The following is a 14299-nucleotide window of genomic DNA, read 5'->3' as shown; positions in this document are numbered from 1 at the left end:
CGAAAGCCGAGACTTTCGGCGCCGAAATCCCTATATTCGAGCATGTTTTCCAGCTCGATTCGAACCCTATGACCGCTCCGCAAAATGCACCCGCGAGCGCGCCTGAATATGGCGCGGATTCCATCAAAGTTCTCAAGGGCTTAGATGCAGTAAGGAAGCGGCCTGGGATGTATATTGGCGACACGGACGATGGGTCCGGGTTGCACCACATGATCTATGAGGTCGTCGATAATGCGATCGACGAGGCTCTGGCGGGGCATGCGACCCGGGTTGAGGTGATTTTGCATCCCGATGGGAGTGCGGAGATCACCGACAACGGCCGCGGCATTCCGACGGATATTCACGCCGAAGAGGGTGTCTCGGCGGCCGAGGTCATCATGACCCAGCTGCACGCAGGCGGGAAGTTTGACCAGAACAGTTACAAAGTCTCCGGCGGCCTGCACGGCGTCGGCGTCAGCGTCGTCAACGCGCTCAGCGAATGGCTCGACCTGCGCATCTGGCGCGGCGGCAAAGAGCATTACATGCGCTTCCGCATGGGCGACGCCGAAGCGCCGCTGGCGGTCGTCGGCGATGCGCCGATGGACGACGGCAAGATTAAGAACGGCACCGCGGTGCGCTTCCTGGCTAGCCCCGCGACGTTCACGATGGTCGAGTACGATCGCAAGACCATCGAACACCGCTTGCGCGAACTCGCGTTCTTGAACTCCGGCGTGCGTATCATCTTCAAGGATCTGCGCGGGCCAGAGCCGTTCGAGGAGACGCTCTTCTACGAGGGCGGCGTCAAAGCTTACGTGAGCCACCTCGATCGCTCACGCGCCGCGATCATTCCCGAAGCCATCTACGTCATTGGCGAGCGCGACGGCATGACCGTCGAAGCCTCGATGCAATGGAATGACGGCTATCACGAAAACACGCTCTGCTTCACCAACAACATCCCGCAGAAGGATGGCGGCACGCACTTGGCCGGCTTTCGCGGGGCGCTGACGCGCGTCGTGAACAATTACATGCAGAGCTCGGGTATCGCCAAAAAGGAAAAGGTCGAGATCACGGGTGACGACGCCCGCGAAGGCCTTACCTGCGTGCTCAGCGTGAAAGTGCCCGATCCGAAATTCTCGTCGCAGACCAAGGAAAAACTGGTCTCGTCCGAAGTGCGCCCCGTGGTCGAAAGCCTCGTCGCCGACACGCTGACGCAATGGTTCGAAGAAAACCCAGGCGCGGCCAAAACGGTGATGAACAAGATCGTGCAGGCCGCCGCCGCGCGCGAAGCCGCACGAAAAGCGCGCGAGATGCGCCGCAAATCGACGCTGGATATTTCCTCGCTGCCCGGCAAGCTCGCCGATTGCCAGGAAAAAGACCCGGCCAAATCCGAACTCTTCATCGTCGAGGGTGACTCGGCAGGCGGCTCGGCCAAGCAAGGGCGCTCGCGCGAAACCCAAGCCGTGCTGCCGTTGCGCGGCAAAATCCTCAATGTCGAGCGCGCGCGTTTCGACAAGATGCTCTCATCCGATCAGGTCGGCACGCTGATCACAGCGCTCGGCGCCGGCATCGGCCGCGATGATTTCGACATCAAGAAGCTGCGCTACCACAAGATCATCATCATGACGGACGCCGACGTCGACGGCGCCCACATCCGCACGCTGCTGCTCACCTTCTTCTATCGGCAGATGCCCGAGCTGATCGATGGCGGGTATCTCTACATCGCTCAGCCGCCGCTCTACAAAGCCACCAAGGGCAAAAGCGGGCGTTACCTGAAGGATCAAGCCGAGTTCGAGAGCTTCCTGATCGAAGAGGGCTCCGCCGGCGCCGTGTTAGAGGCAGCCGGCGCGCAATATGCGGGCGATGATCTGAAGCGCCTCGCCCGCGAGGCGATGGCGGTCGAAACGCTGATCAAGCGCTTGCATGCGCGCGTGCCCGATAGCGTGCTCGAACAAGCCACGCTCGCCGGCGCGTTTGCGCAGGGCGCGGGCGACGCGGAAGCGCAAGCCGCGGCCGAGCGCCTCAACCGCATCGCCGAAGAAGGCGAAAACAATTGGACTGGCCGCTTCGATCCCGATGGCGCGCTGGTGCTCGAACGCATTGTGCGCGGTGTCGCCGAACGCGCGACGTTCGATAAGCTCTTCCTCAATTCAACCGACGTGCGCCGCCTGGCCGATCGCGCGGCGGTGCTGCGTGAAACCTACACGACGCGCGGCGCCTTGAAGCGCGGCGGCGACTTGATCGACATCGACGGGCCGCTCTCGCTACTGCATGCCATCGAAAGCGCGGGGCAGAAGGGCGTCTCGATCCAGCGCTACAAAGGCTTGGGCGAAATGAACGCCGAGCAGCTCTGGGAAACCACGCTCGACGCCGATGTGCGCACGTTGCTGCAAGTGAAAGTCGCGCATGCCGATGACGCCGACGAGATGTTCTCCAAACTGATGGGCGACGTGGTCGAGCCGCGCCGCGAGTTCATCCAAGAGTTCGCGCTGGAAGCGGACGTGGACGCTTGAGCTCTGAACCCTCTCCCGCACTGCGGGAGAGGGCAGGGTGAGGGGCCGGCGCTGGCGTTTGGATGTTTTAGCTGCGCCCAGTCGTTCCGCCTCGTTGGTCCTGAACCGTTAGCGCTCCACCCTCACCCAACCAGCGCCATGTGCGACATTTTTCTCGTGTTCGAGTGCAATCAAGACAGCGCCACGGTCGACACCGCCATCCGCGCGCTCTCGCAAGGCAAGATGGTGGTCTGCATGGAATCCTCCATGCGCACGGCGCGCCGCGGCGCCGAGCGACTCGTCGCGCGCGGAAAGGCGCCGCGGCTTCAGGAGAAGGAGCTCGGCGCCGTCGGCATCGCCGCCGCCATCGGGGCTATCCTGGCCGATATCGCCAAGCCTGCTTCTGCAAGTGCTGAGCTTGCCGCGCCCGCGAGGGGGTGACAGGCCCGTTTCGTTCCGCTATAGACCCGCTTGCGCCGATTTGAAGCTCAGCTTGCGGGCGCGTTAAAAATGCAGCTAAAGCGAAGGTCAGCGCCCTCGGGGGCGCCCCTCCGGCCCGCAAGCTATGCCTCGATCGACGCGCAAATTTGAAGGCGCGGACCTATGGCATTTGAACTTCCCTCGGAGCCCGATTGTAACGCGGAAGATTTCTGTCTTCCCGGCCTCGAACTGCAGCATGAGATGCTGTTCTCCCTGAAGAATTGGTCCGATGTCGGCGGCATTACCGAGCGCCTAAGCGCTGTCGGCGCCGACGTGCACGCGCTTTCGCTCAATCGCAGCGCTGATCTGTTTGTGCTGCGCTGTCGCGTGAAGGCGATCTCGGCCGCACGCGCGCGCGCGTTTGTGCGCGATCTCGATGGCGTGGTGGAGGGCGCGGCGAGCGTCGAGCACCTCATGCTGGCGAAGGCGGGCGAGCATGTCGGCGCTTAAGATGGCGGCGCAGATCGATCCCCAGGCGCAGGCGCCGAGCTACGAGGGCGAAGATGTCTTCGTCGCCGTGCCGAGCGATTTTAGTTTGGAAACCGGCGACACGCTGCCGGACGCGCATGTGCGTCTGCGCCGTTACGGGCGCGCCGACGGTCCAGTCGTGATCGTGAGCGGCGGCATTTCGAGCGGGCGTTTTATCGCGGGCGAGAGCGGCTGGTGGCGCGATCACGTGGCGCCGGGCAAAGCGATCGATCTCGAGGCGTATTGCGTGTTCGGCTTCGATTTCGCGCCGGTCGAGGACCATCGCGTACGCCTCTCGCCGCGCGACCAGGCGCGCTTGATTGCGGTGGCGCTCGATGCGCTGGGCATTGGCGTGATCGAAGCTTGGGTGGGCTCGTCCTATGGTGGTTCGGTCGGGTTGAATTTCGCGGCATATGCGCCCGCGCGTGTGAAGCGCCTGTGCGTGCTCTGCGCGGCGCACAAGCCAGCGGCGCTCGCGCGCGGCTGGCGCGGCGTGCAGCGGCGCGTGGTCGAATTCGCGATCGCGCAGGGCGACATCAACCAGGGCCTGGCGCTGGCGCGCCAACTCGCCATGATCACCTATCGTAGCGCCGATGAATTCGAGCAGCGTTTTGAGGATGGCGCGCTCGATGAGGCGGGGCGCTCGAGCCTCGATCGTTATCTGATCGCGCGGGGCGAGGCGTATATCGATGCGATGGCGCCGCAGCGTTGGCTGTCGCTCAGCGAATCCATTGATCGCTGCGCCCTGGCGCCCGAGGGCATTGCAGCGCCTGTGACGTTGGTGGCGTGTCCCACCGATCAGATCGCGCCGCTCGAGGCGATCGAAGAGCTCGGCCGCCGCGTGCAAAATCTCGCCGCGCTGCGCACCTTGCCCTCGCTCTACGGCCACGATTCATTTCTGAAAGAGTCGGAGCGCGTCGGCGCGATCCTGCGCGAGTTCTTGAACCATGACTAAGTTCGAGTCCGACGAAACCATTCTCGCCTCGATCGGCGTCGACGAAGACCCCGGCCAAGGCGCGGTGATGCCGCCGCTATATTTGTCGTCGAGCTATAGTCTGGAAGGCTTCCAGAAAAAGCGCGCTTACGATTACGGCCGCACCGCCAATCCCACGCGCGACGTGCTCGCGCGCACATTGGCCGCGCTGGAGCAGGGCGCTGGCGCCGTGATCACCAGTTCTGGCATGGCCGCGATCGATCTGGTGCTGAACCTGCTCGACGCCGGCGCACTGATCGTTGCGCCGCATGATTGTTACGGCGGCACCTGGCGGCTGTTCGAGGCGCGCGCGAAGAAGAAGCAGATCGAAGTCGTCTATGTCGATCAAGGCGATGCGGCAGCGCTGAGTGGGGCGCTCGCGCGCAAGCCGGCTCTGGTCTGGATCGAAACACCCAGCAATCCGCTGATGCGTGTCGTCGATGTCGAAGCCATCGCCAAGGCGGCCAAAGCCGTTGGCGCGCGCGTCGCGGCGGACAATACGTTTCTTTCCCCGCTCTTGTTGAAGCCGCTCGCGATCGGCGCCGATTTCGTGGTGCATTCGACCACCAAATTCCTGAACGGCCATTCCGATGTCGTCGGCGGCGCGGTGATTGCCAAGAGCGCCGACGATGTCGAGCAACTTAAGTGGTGGGCCAATTGCTGCGGCGTGACCGGCGCGCCGTTTGATTGCTGGCTCACCTTACGCGGCTTGCGGACGCTGAGCGTGCGGCTGGAACGTCAGCAGAAGAGTGCGGCGAAGATCGCGACCGCGCTGGCGAAGAACGCTGGATTGCGCGCCGTGCATTATCCCGGCTTGGCGAACCACTCAGGCCACGCCATCGCGGCGCGGCAGCAGAAGGGCTTCGGCTCCATGCTGAGCATTGATCTTGCCGGTGATGTATCCGTGGCGCCGGGCTTTCTCGATAGGCTCCAGCGCTTCACGCTTGCGCAATCGCTGGGCGGCGTTGAATCGTTGATCTCGCATCCCGCGACGATGACGCACGCCGCGATGGCGCCCGAAGCGCGTGTGCGTGCAGGGATCACCGACACGCTGCTTCGTCTCTCCATCGGCCTCGAACATGAGGACGATCTGATCGCCGATCTCGAACAGGCGTTGCGCTAACTTTATTCGGCCGGCGTGTGCGCGTGGGCTTCGCCGGTGCTGGGCTTTGGCAGGAAGCCTTGCACCCAGCGCTCCAGGCGATCGATCAGCACGAACATCGCCGGCACGAACACAAGCGAGAGCAGGGTGGAGAGCATCAAGCCCCCGATCACAGCCGCGCCCATGCCCTGACGCAGCGTGCCGTCGACGCCCCAGCCCGCGGCGGCGGGGATCATGCCGGCCGACATCGCGAACGTGGTCATGATGATCGGCCGTGCGCGCTTCATGCCGGCTTCCATGAGTGCTGCATTGCGGCTCGCGCCCATGTGCATGCGCTCGACGGCGAAATCGACCAGCAGGATCGAGTTCTTGGTTACAAGGCCCATCAGCATCAACAAGCCGATGAACGCGAATAGCGAGAGCGGTTGATTGGCGATGATGAGGCCCAAGAACGCGCCGCCGATCGAAAGCGGCAACGCCATCATGATCGTGATCGGCTGGAAGAAGTCTTTGAACAGCAACACCAGCACGCCGTAGATCAAGATCACGCCCCACAGCATTGCCGTGCCGAATGCGTCGGTCATTTCCGCGAAATCTTCGGTCTGACCGCCGACCGCGAGACGCGCGCCCGGCGGCGGCTCATTCGCTTCGGGAAGATTGAACACTTCCTGCTGCGCCTCACTCAATTCGACGCCCGGCACCACGTTGGCGCCAACGGTCACCGCGCGCTCGCGGTCGCGGCGCTCGATCGTGGCTTCGCCGAGTGAGAATTGTACTTCCGCGACGGCGTCGAGACGCACCGGGACGCCGAGATTCGACTGCACCGGCAGCGAGCGGATCGCGTCGAGGTCTTGCCTGCGATCCGGGCGGATCGTCGTGCGGATCGGGATTTGGCGATCGGCCAAATCGAACTTCGGCAGATTCTGCTCAGCGTCGCCGCTCGTGGCGATGCGGATCGCGGAGGCGAGGCTTGCGGCGGTGACGCCCAAGCGCGCCATGTCTTCTTGGCGTGGACGGATTTGAATTTCAGGCCGGCGCAGCGCGGAGGCGGAGCGCACGTCCGTCAGCGAGTCCAATCGGTTCATCGCCGCGGCTAAGCGCTCGGCCGCTAGGTTCACGGCGGCTGGGTCTTGGCCGACAAATTGGACCGTGATGTCAGAGCCGGATTGTCCGCCCTGGTCCTGCACGAACGCAGCGCGATAGTCCGGGAAATCCGCAAGCACCGGGCGCAGCACTTGCTGGATCGCGTAGCCGGAGCGATCACGGTCTTTGCGATCCGTTAGCTGAATGTAGATCGTCGCGTCTGGCGCTGAACCGTCTGCGCCGCTCATCGAAGTAAACACGCCTTCGACTTCGGGCGCGGCTTCGCGAATGCGCGTGCTCATTTGTTGCAGCACGCGATCGGCGCTCAGCACTGGCGTGCCTGGCGGAATTTCCACGCGCACCTGGATCATGCCGTTGTCGAAGCGCGGGATCACGACGGCTGGAATGGCGCCCGCAATCAGCAAGCCGACGGGCACGACGAACATGGCCAGGCCAATGCCGATCGTCTTCCACGGATTGATGATCGCCCAGTGCAGGGCGTCTTTGTAGATGTTCAGGATCGTGCCGGGCGGGCGCTCTTCGTGGCCGGAATTGCTGAGGAAGAATGCCGCCATCATCGGCGTGATCAAGCGCGCGACGACAAGCGAGAAGAACGCCGCCATCGCAACGGTGAGTCCGAATTCCCTAAAGAACACCCCCATGCCGCCGGACATGAAGCTCACCGGCACGAACACGGCGATAATCGAGAACGTGGTCGCAACAACCGCGAGGCCAATTTCATCCGCCGCTTCGAGTGAGGCCTGATACGCGGATTTGCCCATCCGCATGTGCCTGACGATATTCTCGATCTCCACGATCGCATCGTCGACAAGCACCCCGGTGACCAGCGCCAGCGCGATCAACGTCACCATGTTCAGCGTAAAGCCCAGCACTTCCATGCCGGCGAAGGTCGGCATGATGGAAAGCGGAATCGCTGCGGCCGCGATGAGCGTCGAGCGCCAATCGCGCAGGATCAAGAACACGACCACGCAGGCGAGCAGGGCGCCTTCGATCAGCGCATGGATTGAGCTTTCGTGCATGCCGCGAATGAATTCGACGGTCGAGCCGATTTCGCGGATGCGCAGCTCTGGGCGCGCTTCTTCGATGGCGCGAATGCGTTCGTCCATGCGGTCGAACACTTGGACTTCCGAGGCGCCGCGCGAGCGAAGCACGAGAAAGCCCACCACCGGCTGGCCGTTGTAGCGTGAGATCGATTGCAGATCGCTGGCGCTGTCCGTCACCGTGCCGAGGTCGCCGATGCGCACGATGCGGCCGTCGCTGGCGGTGACGCGGATGTCGGCGAGTTCCGCCACGCTTTGCGCGCCGCCGAGGATGCGGATGGATTGTGCTTGGCCAGCGACCTCGGCTTGGCCGCCGGGAAGGTCGGCGTTCAGCGCGCGCAGCTGGCTGTTGATTTGGTCGGCGGAAATGCCGTACGCGAGCATGCGCGCGGGATCGAGCTCGATGCGAATTTCGCGATCGACCCCGCCCATGCGCTGCACTTGGGACACGCCGGGCACCGCCAGCAATTCGCGCTGCAGATCGTTGTCGATGAACCAGGAAATGTCCTGGGGCGTCATGCCTTGGCCTTCGACCGCGTAATAGCCGATCGGCTGGGCCGCCGCTTCAATGCGGGTGATGACGGGTTCGGTGATGTCGGCCGGTAGTTCGGCGCGAATACGGTTGATCGCGTCGCGCGCGTCGTCGACAGCGCGGCCGAGATCGCTGCCGCTGTCCATCTCCACTTGCGTTTGCGAAACCCCGGGTGAGATCGTGGAGGTGACACGCTTGACGCCTTCCACGGACGTCAGCGCGGATTCGATGCGCTGCGTGATCTGCGTTTCCATTTCCGCAGGCGCCGCGCCGCCTTGCGCGACCGTTACCGTGAAGCCGCCGAAATCGACGTTCGGCAATTGGTTGATCGGCAAGCGGCCATACGCCGTCCAGCCCGCGAACAAGAGCGCGAGGATCAGGACGATGGGCGGGATCGGGTTGCGGATCGCACCCGCGGAGATATTCCAAGCCATAGCTTAGCCTTCCCGGCCGCGAAGATTTTGTTCCGGAGGGACCGGCGCGGTGGCCGCCGGCGCCGCCGCAGCTTCGGTGGCGATCGCGCGGACTTCTTCGCCGTCTTGCAAGAAGGCGGCGCCTGCGCCGACAACGCGTTGGCCGAGGTCGAGCCCGGAGATGATCTCGATATAATCGCCGTCGCGTGCGCCCAGCTGCACCTCTGTGCGGCGCACGATATTGTTGTCGCCGACAACATAAACGTACGCTTGGCCGTCATCGTACAGCACCGAACTTTGCGGAATCGCCGGCACGCTCCGCTCTGTGAGATGCGCCACGCCGCGCAGATACATGCCCGCGCGCACGCGCGTGCCGGCCGGTAGCGAGAAGAGCGCTTCGCCCGTCCGTGTCCGGCTATCGATCGAAGCGGGGCCGCGCCGCAGCCTGCCTTCAACCGTCGAGCCATCGACCAGCGTGAATTGCGCCGTCTGGCCGACTTCAAGCGCCAGCGCATCGGCTTCCGCGATCTGCGCCGCCACTTCCAAACGATTGTCCGCCGCGATGCGGAAGAGCACCTGGCCATCGACGTTGCGGCCAACTTCCGCCGCGCGGTCGATCACCAAGCCCGCTGCTGGCGCGCGCACATAACCGCCGCCCAAGCGCGCATTCACTTCCCGCGCTTGCGCGCGCGCCGCCGCCAAACGTGCATCCGCCGCAACTGCCGCCGCCCGGCGCTGTTCGATCGCCTCGGCGGAAAGGGCGCCCGAGTCACGGATCGATTCCGCGCGCTCATACTCGCCGCGCGCGCGGATCGCGGAGGATTCCGCTTCCGCCACGCTGGCTTGCGCGGACTGGATTTGCGCTTCCGCGACATTGGTGTCGAGCCGCGCCATCGCTTGGCCCGCGCGCACCGTGTCGCCTTCATCGACGAGAATTTCGAGAACACGTACGCCGCTTGTCGGCGCCGAAACTTGGATATCGCGCACCGGGCGCGCTTCGCCATTGAGCGAAATCGTCGGCGTTACGCCGCGCGGCGCAACCGTGATCACGGACACGGCTTGCGCCGTCGAGACCGGCGTATGCACGGCGCCGTCGCCGCCCAAGCGACTGACCACGAAGAGCACGACAATGATCGCAGCGATGCCGCTGCCGAGAATGATTAAAGTCTTGCGGCGCTTGCCGGCTTCATCCGGCGCATCTGTGGCGCGATTCCACGCGGCCTCGCTGGCGTCGCCCACGCTCTTCAGCGCGCTGCCGCCTGCATCGGCGGCGCGTTTCAGCAAATCGCCGGCCTTGTTGAAGATTTCGGGACGCTCGGGCTTGTTCATGACCGGTCTCGGGGAGGAGGGGCTAAATAGCGTTCTGCAACAGCGCGGAATTGCGCGAGCGCGGCTTCGGTATCCGTGGCGCCGTTGAAGGCGCGGCGAAGACCTATGCCTTCGACCATCGCGAACAAGGTGTCCGCCGCTTTTTCGGGATCGAGTGACTTGTCGATCTCACCGCGCGCTTGCGCGGCGATGATGGCTTTCGCGAAAATGAGGATGCTGCGCCGGTCGCTCGCGCGGAGCACGGTGGCGATGCTCTCGTCACGCAAGGACTCGCCCATGATGTCGGCGACGAGCGGGCCATCCTCGACGAACTTCTGCAGAAAGTCGCGGGAGGAGGTGAGCATGGCTTCGAGGAAGCCGAATTTTTCCGCCGCGCGGAGAAACGCTTCGTCGCCTTCGGCGCGCGAGTCTTCTGCGATGGCGCCAATGATGTCGGCCTTGGAGCTGAAATAGCGGTACAGCGCGCCCGCGCTGATCCCGGCCTCGGCGCAAATCTCCTGCATCGACGCCTGGTGAAAACCGCGGCGGCGAAAGCAGACGATCGCCGCGTCCATGATCTGACGGCGGCGTCTGTCAGCCAGCAGGGGATCGGCGACCCGCGCCAAGACGTATTCTCCAAAGCGTCAGGGACTTGCCCCCGTTCGCTGCGTTGCATATAAAACGAATGTTCGTTCTATAAATGTTAAACCTGGACGTGGTCAAGCAGCTGACCCAAGTCCCCTCGCGCCCCGAGGATGCGGCCAACGTGGTTAGGGCCGGGCTAAGGCTTTGCGGAGTAACGAGGCATGATGCGTTTGCGATCCCTCAGCCGGGCAGCGGCGGTGTCGGCGGCGGCGGTTCTGGCCGCCTGCTCGACCATGCCGCGCGAGAGGGCTGAAGCGCCGCCTCTCCCGACGGTGTGGCAGGACGCCCCAGCTGGCGCGGAGCTGCCGGTCACCGATTGGTGGCGCCAATTCAATGACCCGACCCTCGACACGCTCGTTGCGGATGCGCTCCAAAACGGCCCGTCGATCCAACTCGCCGTCTCGCGCATCCGCGAAGCACGCGCGCTCTCGTATCAAACGCTGACGCGCTATCTGCCGGAGCTGACCGCAACAGGGCAGGGCCAATACACGCGCGCGATCGAAGATGGCGCGCTGCCGACAGCTGCAGGCGGCTTTGAGCGCGAGCAGATGACCGGCACGTACGGCGCGCAAGCAACGTGGGAAATTCCGCTGTTTGGTCGCCTCGAAGCTGCCGCCATCGGCGCACGCGCGAATACGCAAGGCGCGCGCGCTGATCTGCGTGCCGCGCAAGTCGCGCTCGTGGCCGATGTGGCGCAGGCCTATGTCGATTTGCGCGCGGCGCAGGCGAGCCGTGTGGCGCTGCAGCGCTCGGCGCAAATCTCCGACGAACTCGCGGGCATTTTGCAAACCAGCGCACGCGCCGGATTTGCCTCTGAAGCGGACGCCGCCGACGCCCGCCGCGCCGCCGCAACCACGCGCACGCGCATTCCAGGCATCATCATCGAAACACGCCGCGCGGAAAACGTGCTCGCCGTTCTGCGCGGCGTAGCGCCCGGCACGGAATCCGACGCCATCCGCAGCGCACTTGCGCAGGCCAATGCGCCGGTGCCGCATCTCGAACTCACTGCAGCGCCGGCAGCGCCTGCGGACCTGCTGCGCCTCCGCCCCGATGTCGCGCGCGCGGAAGCGCAAACCTTGCTCGCCGCCGCGAACGTCTCCGATGCGCGCAATGCGCTGCTGCCGCAGATTAATCTTACCGGCTCGATCAATGTGTCCGACGCGCTGATTGGCGATCCGACTGGCGTCGGCGCGACCATCGGTTCGGCGACGCCGTTCATCTCCATTCCGCTGTTCGATTGGGGCTCGCGCTTCGCCACCATCCGCCAGCGCGATGCGCAATTCGATCAATCTTTGATCCAATATCGCCAAACCGTGACGCAGGCCGTCGCCGAAGCCTCGAATGCGCTGGTGGCGCTCGATCAGGGGCGCTTGCGTCTCGACGCGGCGAACGAAGCGGAAGCGGCGGCCAACGTCACCGCGCGCGGCTCACGCGCCGCGTATGAGGCGGGCATCCAAAGCTTGAGCGATCGTCTGCGGTCCGAGCAGCAATTGATCGAGGCAGAACTCACGCGCATCGATGCCGAAGCGCAGCAAGCGCGCGCGGCGATCGCCACCTATCGCGCCTTCGGCGGCGGCCCGGTGATCGAAACGCGGAACTAAGCTGCGCGTTCAATCCGAGATGCACGCGGAGCGATAGCGCCGCCATCCCACAAGCGCCCGTCAGCTTGCATCGGCCGCTGATGATGGCGCTTGGTCAATTCAGCGCGATAGAGCGCCTCGTATTCAGCAAGCAGGCCGATCTCGGTGGCGTCATGATCGTACGCCACGCCGATCTCGAGATAGGAATCGAGATTGGCGAGGTTGGGCTGTGGGAGCTGGCCGGCAAGATATTCGTCGCGCATCGTGACGTAGAGCGCTTCCAGCTTGCGCGCGAGCAGGGCCGTATCGAACAGCGTGCACGTATCACGGCCTGCAATCAGGCGCTCGCGATACGCGCGCAAACTTAAGCGATCGGCGCCCGCGAGTGCTACGCCACGCGCCACGAATTCCTCGGGCGTATCGCACACCAGCTCTGGCAAACCAGCGCTACGCACCAAAGAGCCGCACACACGCGAAGCAAAGCTCCGGCCCAGCAAAGTCAGCACCGGCACGCCCATCCAGAGCGCGTCGGAGGCGGTGGTGTGCGCGCCATACGGCACCGTGTCGAGGAAGAGATCGGCCAACGGATAGCGCGCCAAATGGCGTGGATTGGCGATCTTCGGCGCAAAGATCAGACGTTCGCCATCGACTCCGTTGGCGCTCGCGTAGGCGCGGAGGCGCGCGTTGGTCTCGGCGTTGTAATCGAGCAACCAGAGCACGCTGTTCGGCGTCTGGCGCAAAATCTCCAGCCAGCGCTCGAACGAGAAGCGCGTGACCTTGTGCGCAGCGTTGAAGCTGCAGAACACGAACGCATCTTCCGGCAGGCCCATTTCCGTCCGCGTCGGCGTCGTCGGATCAACGATGCGTCGGCGATCGTTCGGTTGGTAGCAGGGCAGACGCAGGACGCGCTCGGAATAATAATGCTCCATCGCCGGCGGAATGACGTTCTCATCCGCGACGATGTAATGGTGATACGGGCTGCCCATCGTGCCGGGATAACCCAGCCAATTGACGATGATTGGCGCTGGCCTGCGCGCGAACACGCCCAAACGCGCCTCACGCGTGTGCCCGTTCACATCGACCAGAATATCGATGCCATCGGCCGCGATCGCTGCGGCCGCTTCATCGTCCGACATCGAACGAATGTCTGTCCAATGCTCGGCGACGGCCTTCACGCGCTGATTGATGACGTCGTCCGCGGGGATGCCGCAATAATAGACGAACACCTCGATCGCGCTCGGATCGTGCGATTCAAAGAGATTGGCCATCAGATAGCCGACGGCGTGGCTGCGCAGATCCGACGACACATAGCCAATGCGCAAACGGCGGTTGGTCTCGATCGCCGCGTCGCGACGGTCGAATTGCGTGTTGATGCTCTCGATTGGCGTCAGCGCTTCGACATAGCGCTTCGCCACGCCGAGATGCATCAACGGATCATCCGCATAGGCGCATGCCGAAAGCGGGTGGAAGCGCGAGATAAAGGAGCGCCGCGAAATCTTCGGGCTGATCTGCGCAATCGGCCATTTGCACTGCGCCAAGCGCACGGCGCCATACTGCTCCAGCACGTCGCGTTGCTCTGGATTGAGATCGAGTGCTTGAAGCAGCGCCGTCTCGGACGCTTCGTGCATCTGATTGTCGCCCATCACGCGGCTGATCTGCTTCAGCAATGTGATCTTATAGTCAACCGCATCGCCCGTCACGGCGGCCAGGCGTTCCACGCCCGCTTGCCACTCCGTGAGCGCTTCTTTCACCGCGCCGCGGCGCTCCAGCGCGCTGCCGAGATTGATCCGCGCCGGCGCAAAGTCGGGGCTCGCCGCCAGTGCGCTACGCAACGCGATCTCGCCGCCGGCGGCATCGCCCAGCGCTTGCATCAGAGTCGAGCAATTGAAGTGCGCAATGAAGAGCAGGGGATGCTCCGCATTCATCGCGATCCAAACTTGGTAGAGCTGCCGCGCCTGATCGGGTTGGCCCGCTTGGGTGAGCGCTTGCGCCGCGGCGATCAGCTCACCGATCGGCAACTCGCCAGTGGTGATCTTCTGTAGTGCTGCGGCGAAATTGATCTGGGACATGGAATCCGGCTCTCGGCGGAGCCGTCGCACGCCTGGGCAATCCCGGCGGCGCACGCCCGCGCGGGCGCGAAGCTCCGGCGATTTGCGTTTTCAAAACCTTAATAGGAGGTCGCCCGG

10 protein-coding genes and 1 riboswitch are annotated in these 14299 nt (G+C 64.1%); of the genes, 6 read left to right on the top strand and 4 right to left on the bottom strand.

Translation table 11 applies throughout. The annotated features are described in order from the left end of the window. The first annotated feature begins 68 nt into the window (after positions 1-68). The 5 genes from gyrB (at position 69) to metB (ending at position 5512) form a co-directional block, all read left to right on the top strand. The gene (gene gyrB / locus EPJ54_RS11125) at positions 69-2489 is read left to right on the top strand and encodes a DNA topoisomerase (ATP-hydrolyzing) subunit B (protein ID WP_135211782.1); all 2421 of its coding nucleotides are present in this window, start codon (positions 69-71) and stop codon (positions 2487-2489) included. Between the two features lie 138 nt (positions 2490-2627). After that, on the top strand, positions 2628-2909 hold the full coding sequence (locus EPJ54_RS11120) for a hypothetical protein (protein WP_135211781.1): 282 nt from the start codon (positions 2628-2630) through the stop codon (positions 2907-2909). Positions 2910-2931: 22 nt separating this feature from the next. After that, a riboswitch (SAM riboswitch) is annotated at positions 2932-3012 on the top strand. A 59-nt stretch (positions 3013-3071) separates the two neighbouring features. After that, complete coding sequence (locus tag EPJ54_RS11115; RefSeq protein WP_135211780.1) at positions 3072-3398, top strand: hypothetical protein; 327 nt, start codon at positions 3072-3074, stop codon at positions 3396-3398. Beyond that, a complete protein-coding gene (gene metX / locus EPJ54_RS11110; protein ID WP_167755685.1) occupies positions 3385-4371 on the top strand; it encodes a homoserine O-succinyltransferase MetX in 987 nt (328 codons plus the stop codon). Before EPJ54_RS11115 ends, metX begins: the two co-directional genes overlap by 14 nt. Next, a complete protein-coding gene (metB, locus tag EPJ54_RS11105; protein WP_135211778.1) occupies positions 4364-5512 on the top strand; it encodes a cystathionine gamma-synthase in 1149 nt (382 codons plus the stop codon). The genes metX and metB overlap by 8 nt, the downstream gene beginning before the upstream one ends. A 2-nt stretch (positions 5513-5514) precedes the next feature. Here the strand turns inward: metB and EPJ54_RS11100 are convergent, their stop codons facing one another. The 3 genes from EPJ54_RS11100 to EPJ54_RS11090 are packed head-to-tail and all read right to left on the bottom strand — an operon-like array spanning position 5515 to position 10514. Then, positions 5515-8601 (bottom strand): efflux RND transporter permease subunit, encoded by a 3087-nt coding sequence (locus tag EPJ54_RS11100; RefSeq protein WP_135211777.1) that lies wholly within the window; start codon positions 8599-8601, stop codon positions 5515-5517. 3 nt (positions 8602-8604) lie between these two features. Further along, entirely contained in the window at positions 8605-9909 is a 1305-nt protein-coding gene (locus tag EPJ54_RS11095) for an efflux RND transporter periplasmic adaptor subunit (protein WP_135211776.1), read from the bottom strand. Continuing rightward, positions 9906-10514, bottom strand: coding sequence for a TetR/AcrR family transcriptional regulator (locus tag EPJ54_RS11090; RefSeq protein ID WP_135211775.1), 609 nt, complete (start codon positions 10512-10514; stop codon positions 9906-9908). Before EPJ54_RS11090 ends, EPJ54_RS11095 begins: the two co-directional genes overlap by 4 nt. A gap of 180 nt (positions 10515-10694) precedes the next feature. On the opposite strand from EPJ54_RS11090, the gene EPJ54_RS11085 reads away from it, so the two are divergent. Then, positions 10695-12134: an efflux transporter outer membrane subunit gene (locus EPJ54_RS11085; protein WP_135211774.1), complete on the top strand. Its 1440-nt coding sequence runs from the start codon at positions 10695-10697 to the stop codon at positions 12132-12134. On the opposite strand, the gene EPJ54_RS11080 is transcribed toward EPJ54_RS11085, so the two are convergent. Further along, the gene (locus EPJ54_RS11080) at positions 12131-14182 is read right to left on the bottom strand and encodes an O-linked N-acetylglucosamine transferase, SPINDLY family protein (protein ID WP_135211773.1); all 2052 of its coding nucleotides are present in this window, start codon (positions 14180-14182) and stop codon (positions 12131-12133) included. The two genes, EPJ54_RS11085 and EPJ54_RS11080, sit on opposite strands and share 4 nt — an antisense overlap. Positions 14183-14299 lie beyond the last annotated feature (117 nt).

This window comes from Vitreimonas flagellata, assembly GCF_004634425.1.
Lineage (GTDB): Bacteria > Pseudomonadota > Alphaproteobacteria > Caulobacterales > Aquidulcibacteraceae > Vitreimonas > Vitreimonas flagellata.
Note: the sequence above shows the minus strand (reverse complement) of the source record. Positions and strands in the feature narration are given on the sequence as shown.

Bases quoted from the DNA above. Each gene is read 5' to 3' on its own strand.
- gyrB (WP_135211782.1), top strand. From the start codon at position 69: ATGACCGCTCCGCAAAATGCACCCGCGAGCGCGCCTGAATATGGCGCG.
- EPJ54_RS11120 (WP_135211781.1), top strand. From the start codon at position 2,628: ATGTGCGACATTTTTCTCGTGTTCGAGTGCAATCAAGACAGCGCCACG.
- EPJ54_RS11115 (WP_135211780.1), top strand. From the start codon at position 3,072: ATGGCATTTGAACTTCCCTCGGAGCCCGATTGTAACGCGGAAGATTTC.
- metX (WP_167755685.1), top strand. From the start codon at position 3,385: ATGTCGGCGCTTAAGATGGCGGCGCAGATCGATCCCCAGGCGCAGGCG.
- metB (WP_135211778.1), top strand. From the start codon at position 4,364: ATGACTAAGTTCGAGTCCGACGAAACCATTCTCGCCTCGATCGGCGTC.
- EPJ54_RS11100 (WP_135211777.1), bottom strand. From the start codon at position 8,601: ATGGCTTGGAATATCTCCGCGGGTGCGATCCGCAACCCGATCCCGCCC.
- EPJ54_RS11095 (WP_135211776.1), bottom strand. From the start codon at position 9,909: ATGAACAAGCCCGAGCGTCCCGAAATCTTCAACAAGGCCGGCGATTTG.
- EPJ54_RS11085 (WP_135211774.1), top strand. From the start codon at position 10,695: ATGATGCGTTTGCGATCCCTCAGCCGGGCAGCGGCGGTGTCGGCGGCG.
- EPJ54_RS11080 (WP_135211773.1), bottom strand. From the start codon at position 14,182: ATGTCCCAGATCAATTTCGCCGCAGCACTACAGAAGATCACCACTGGC.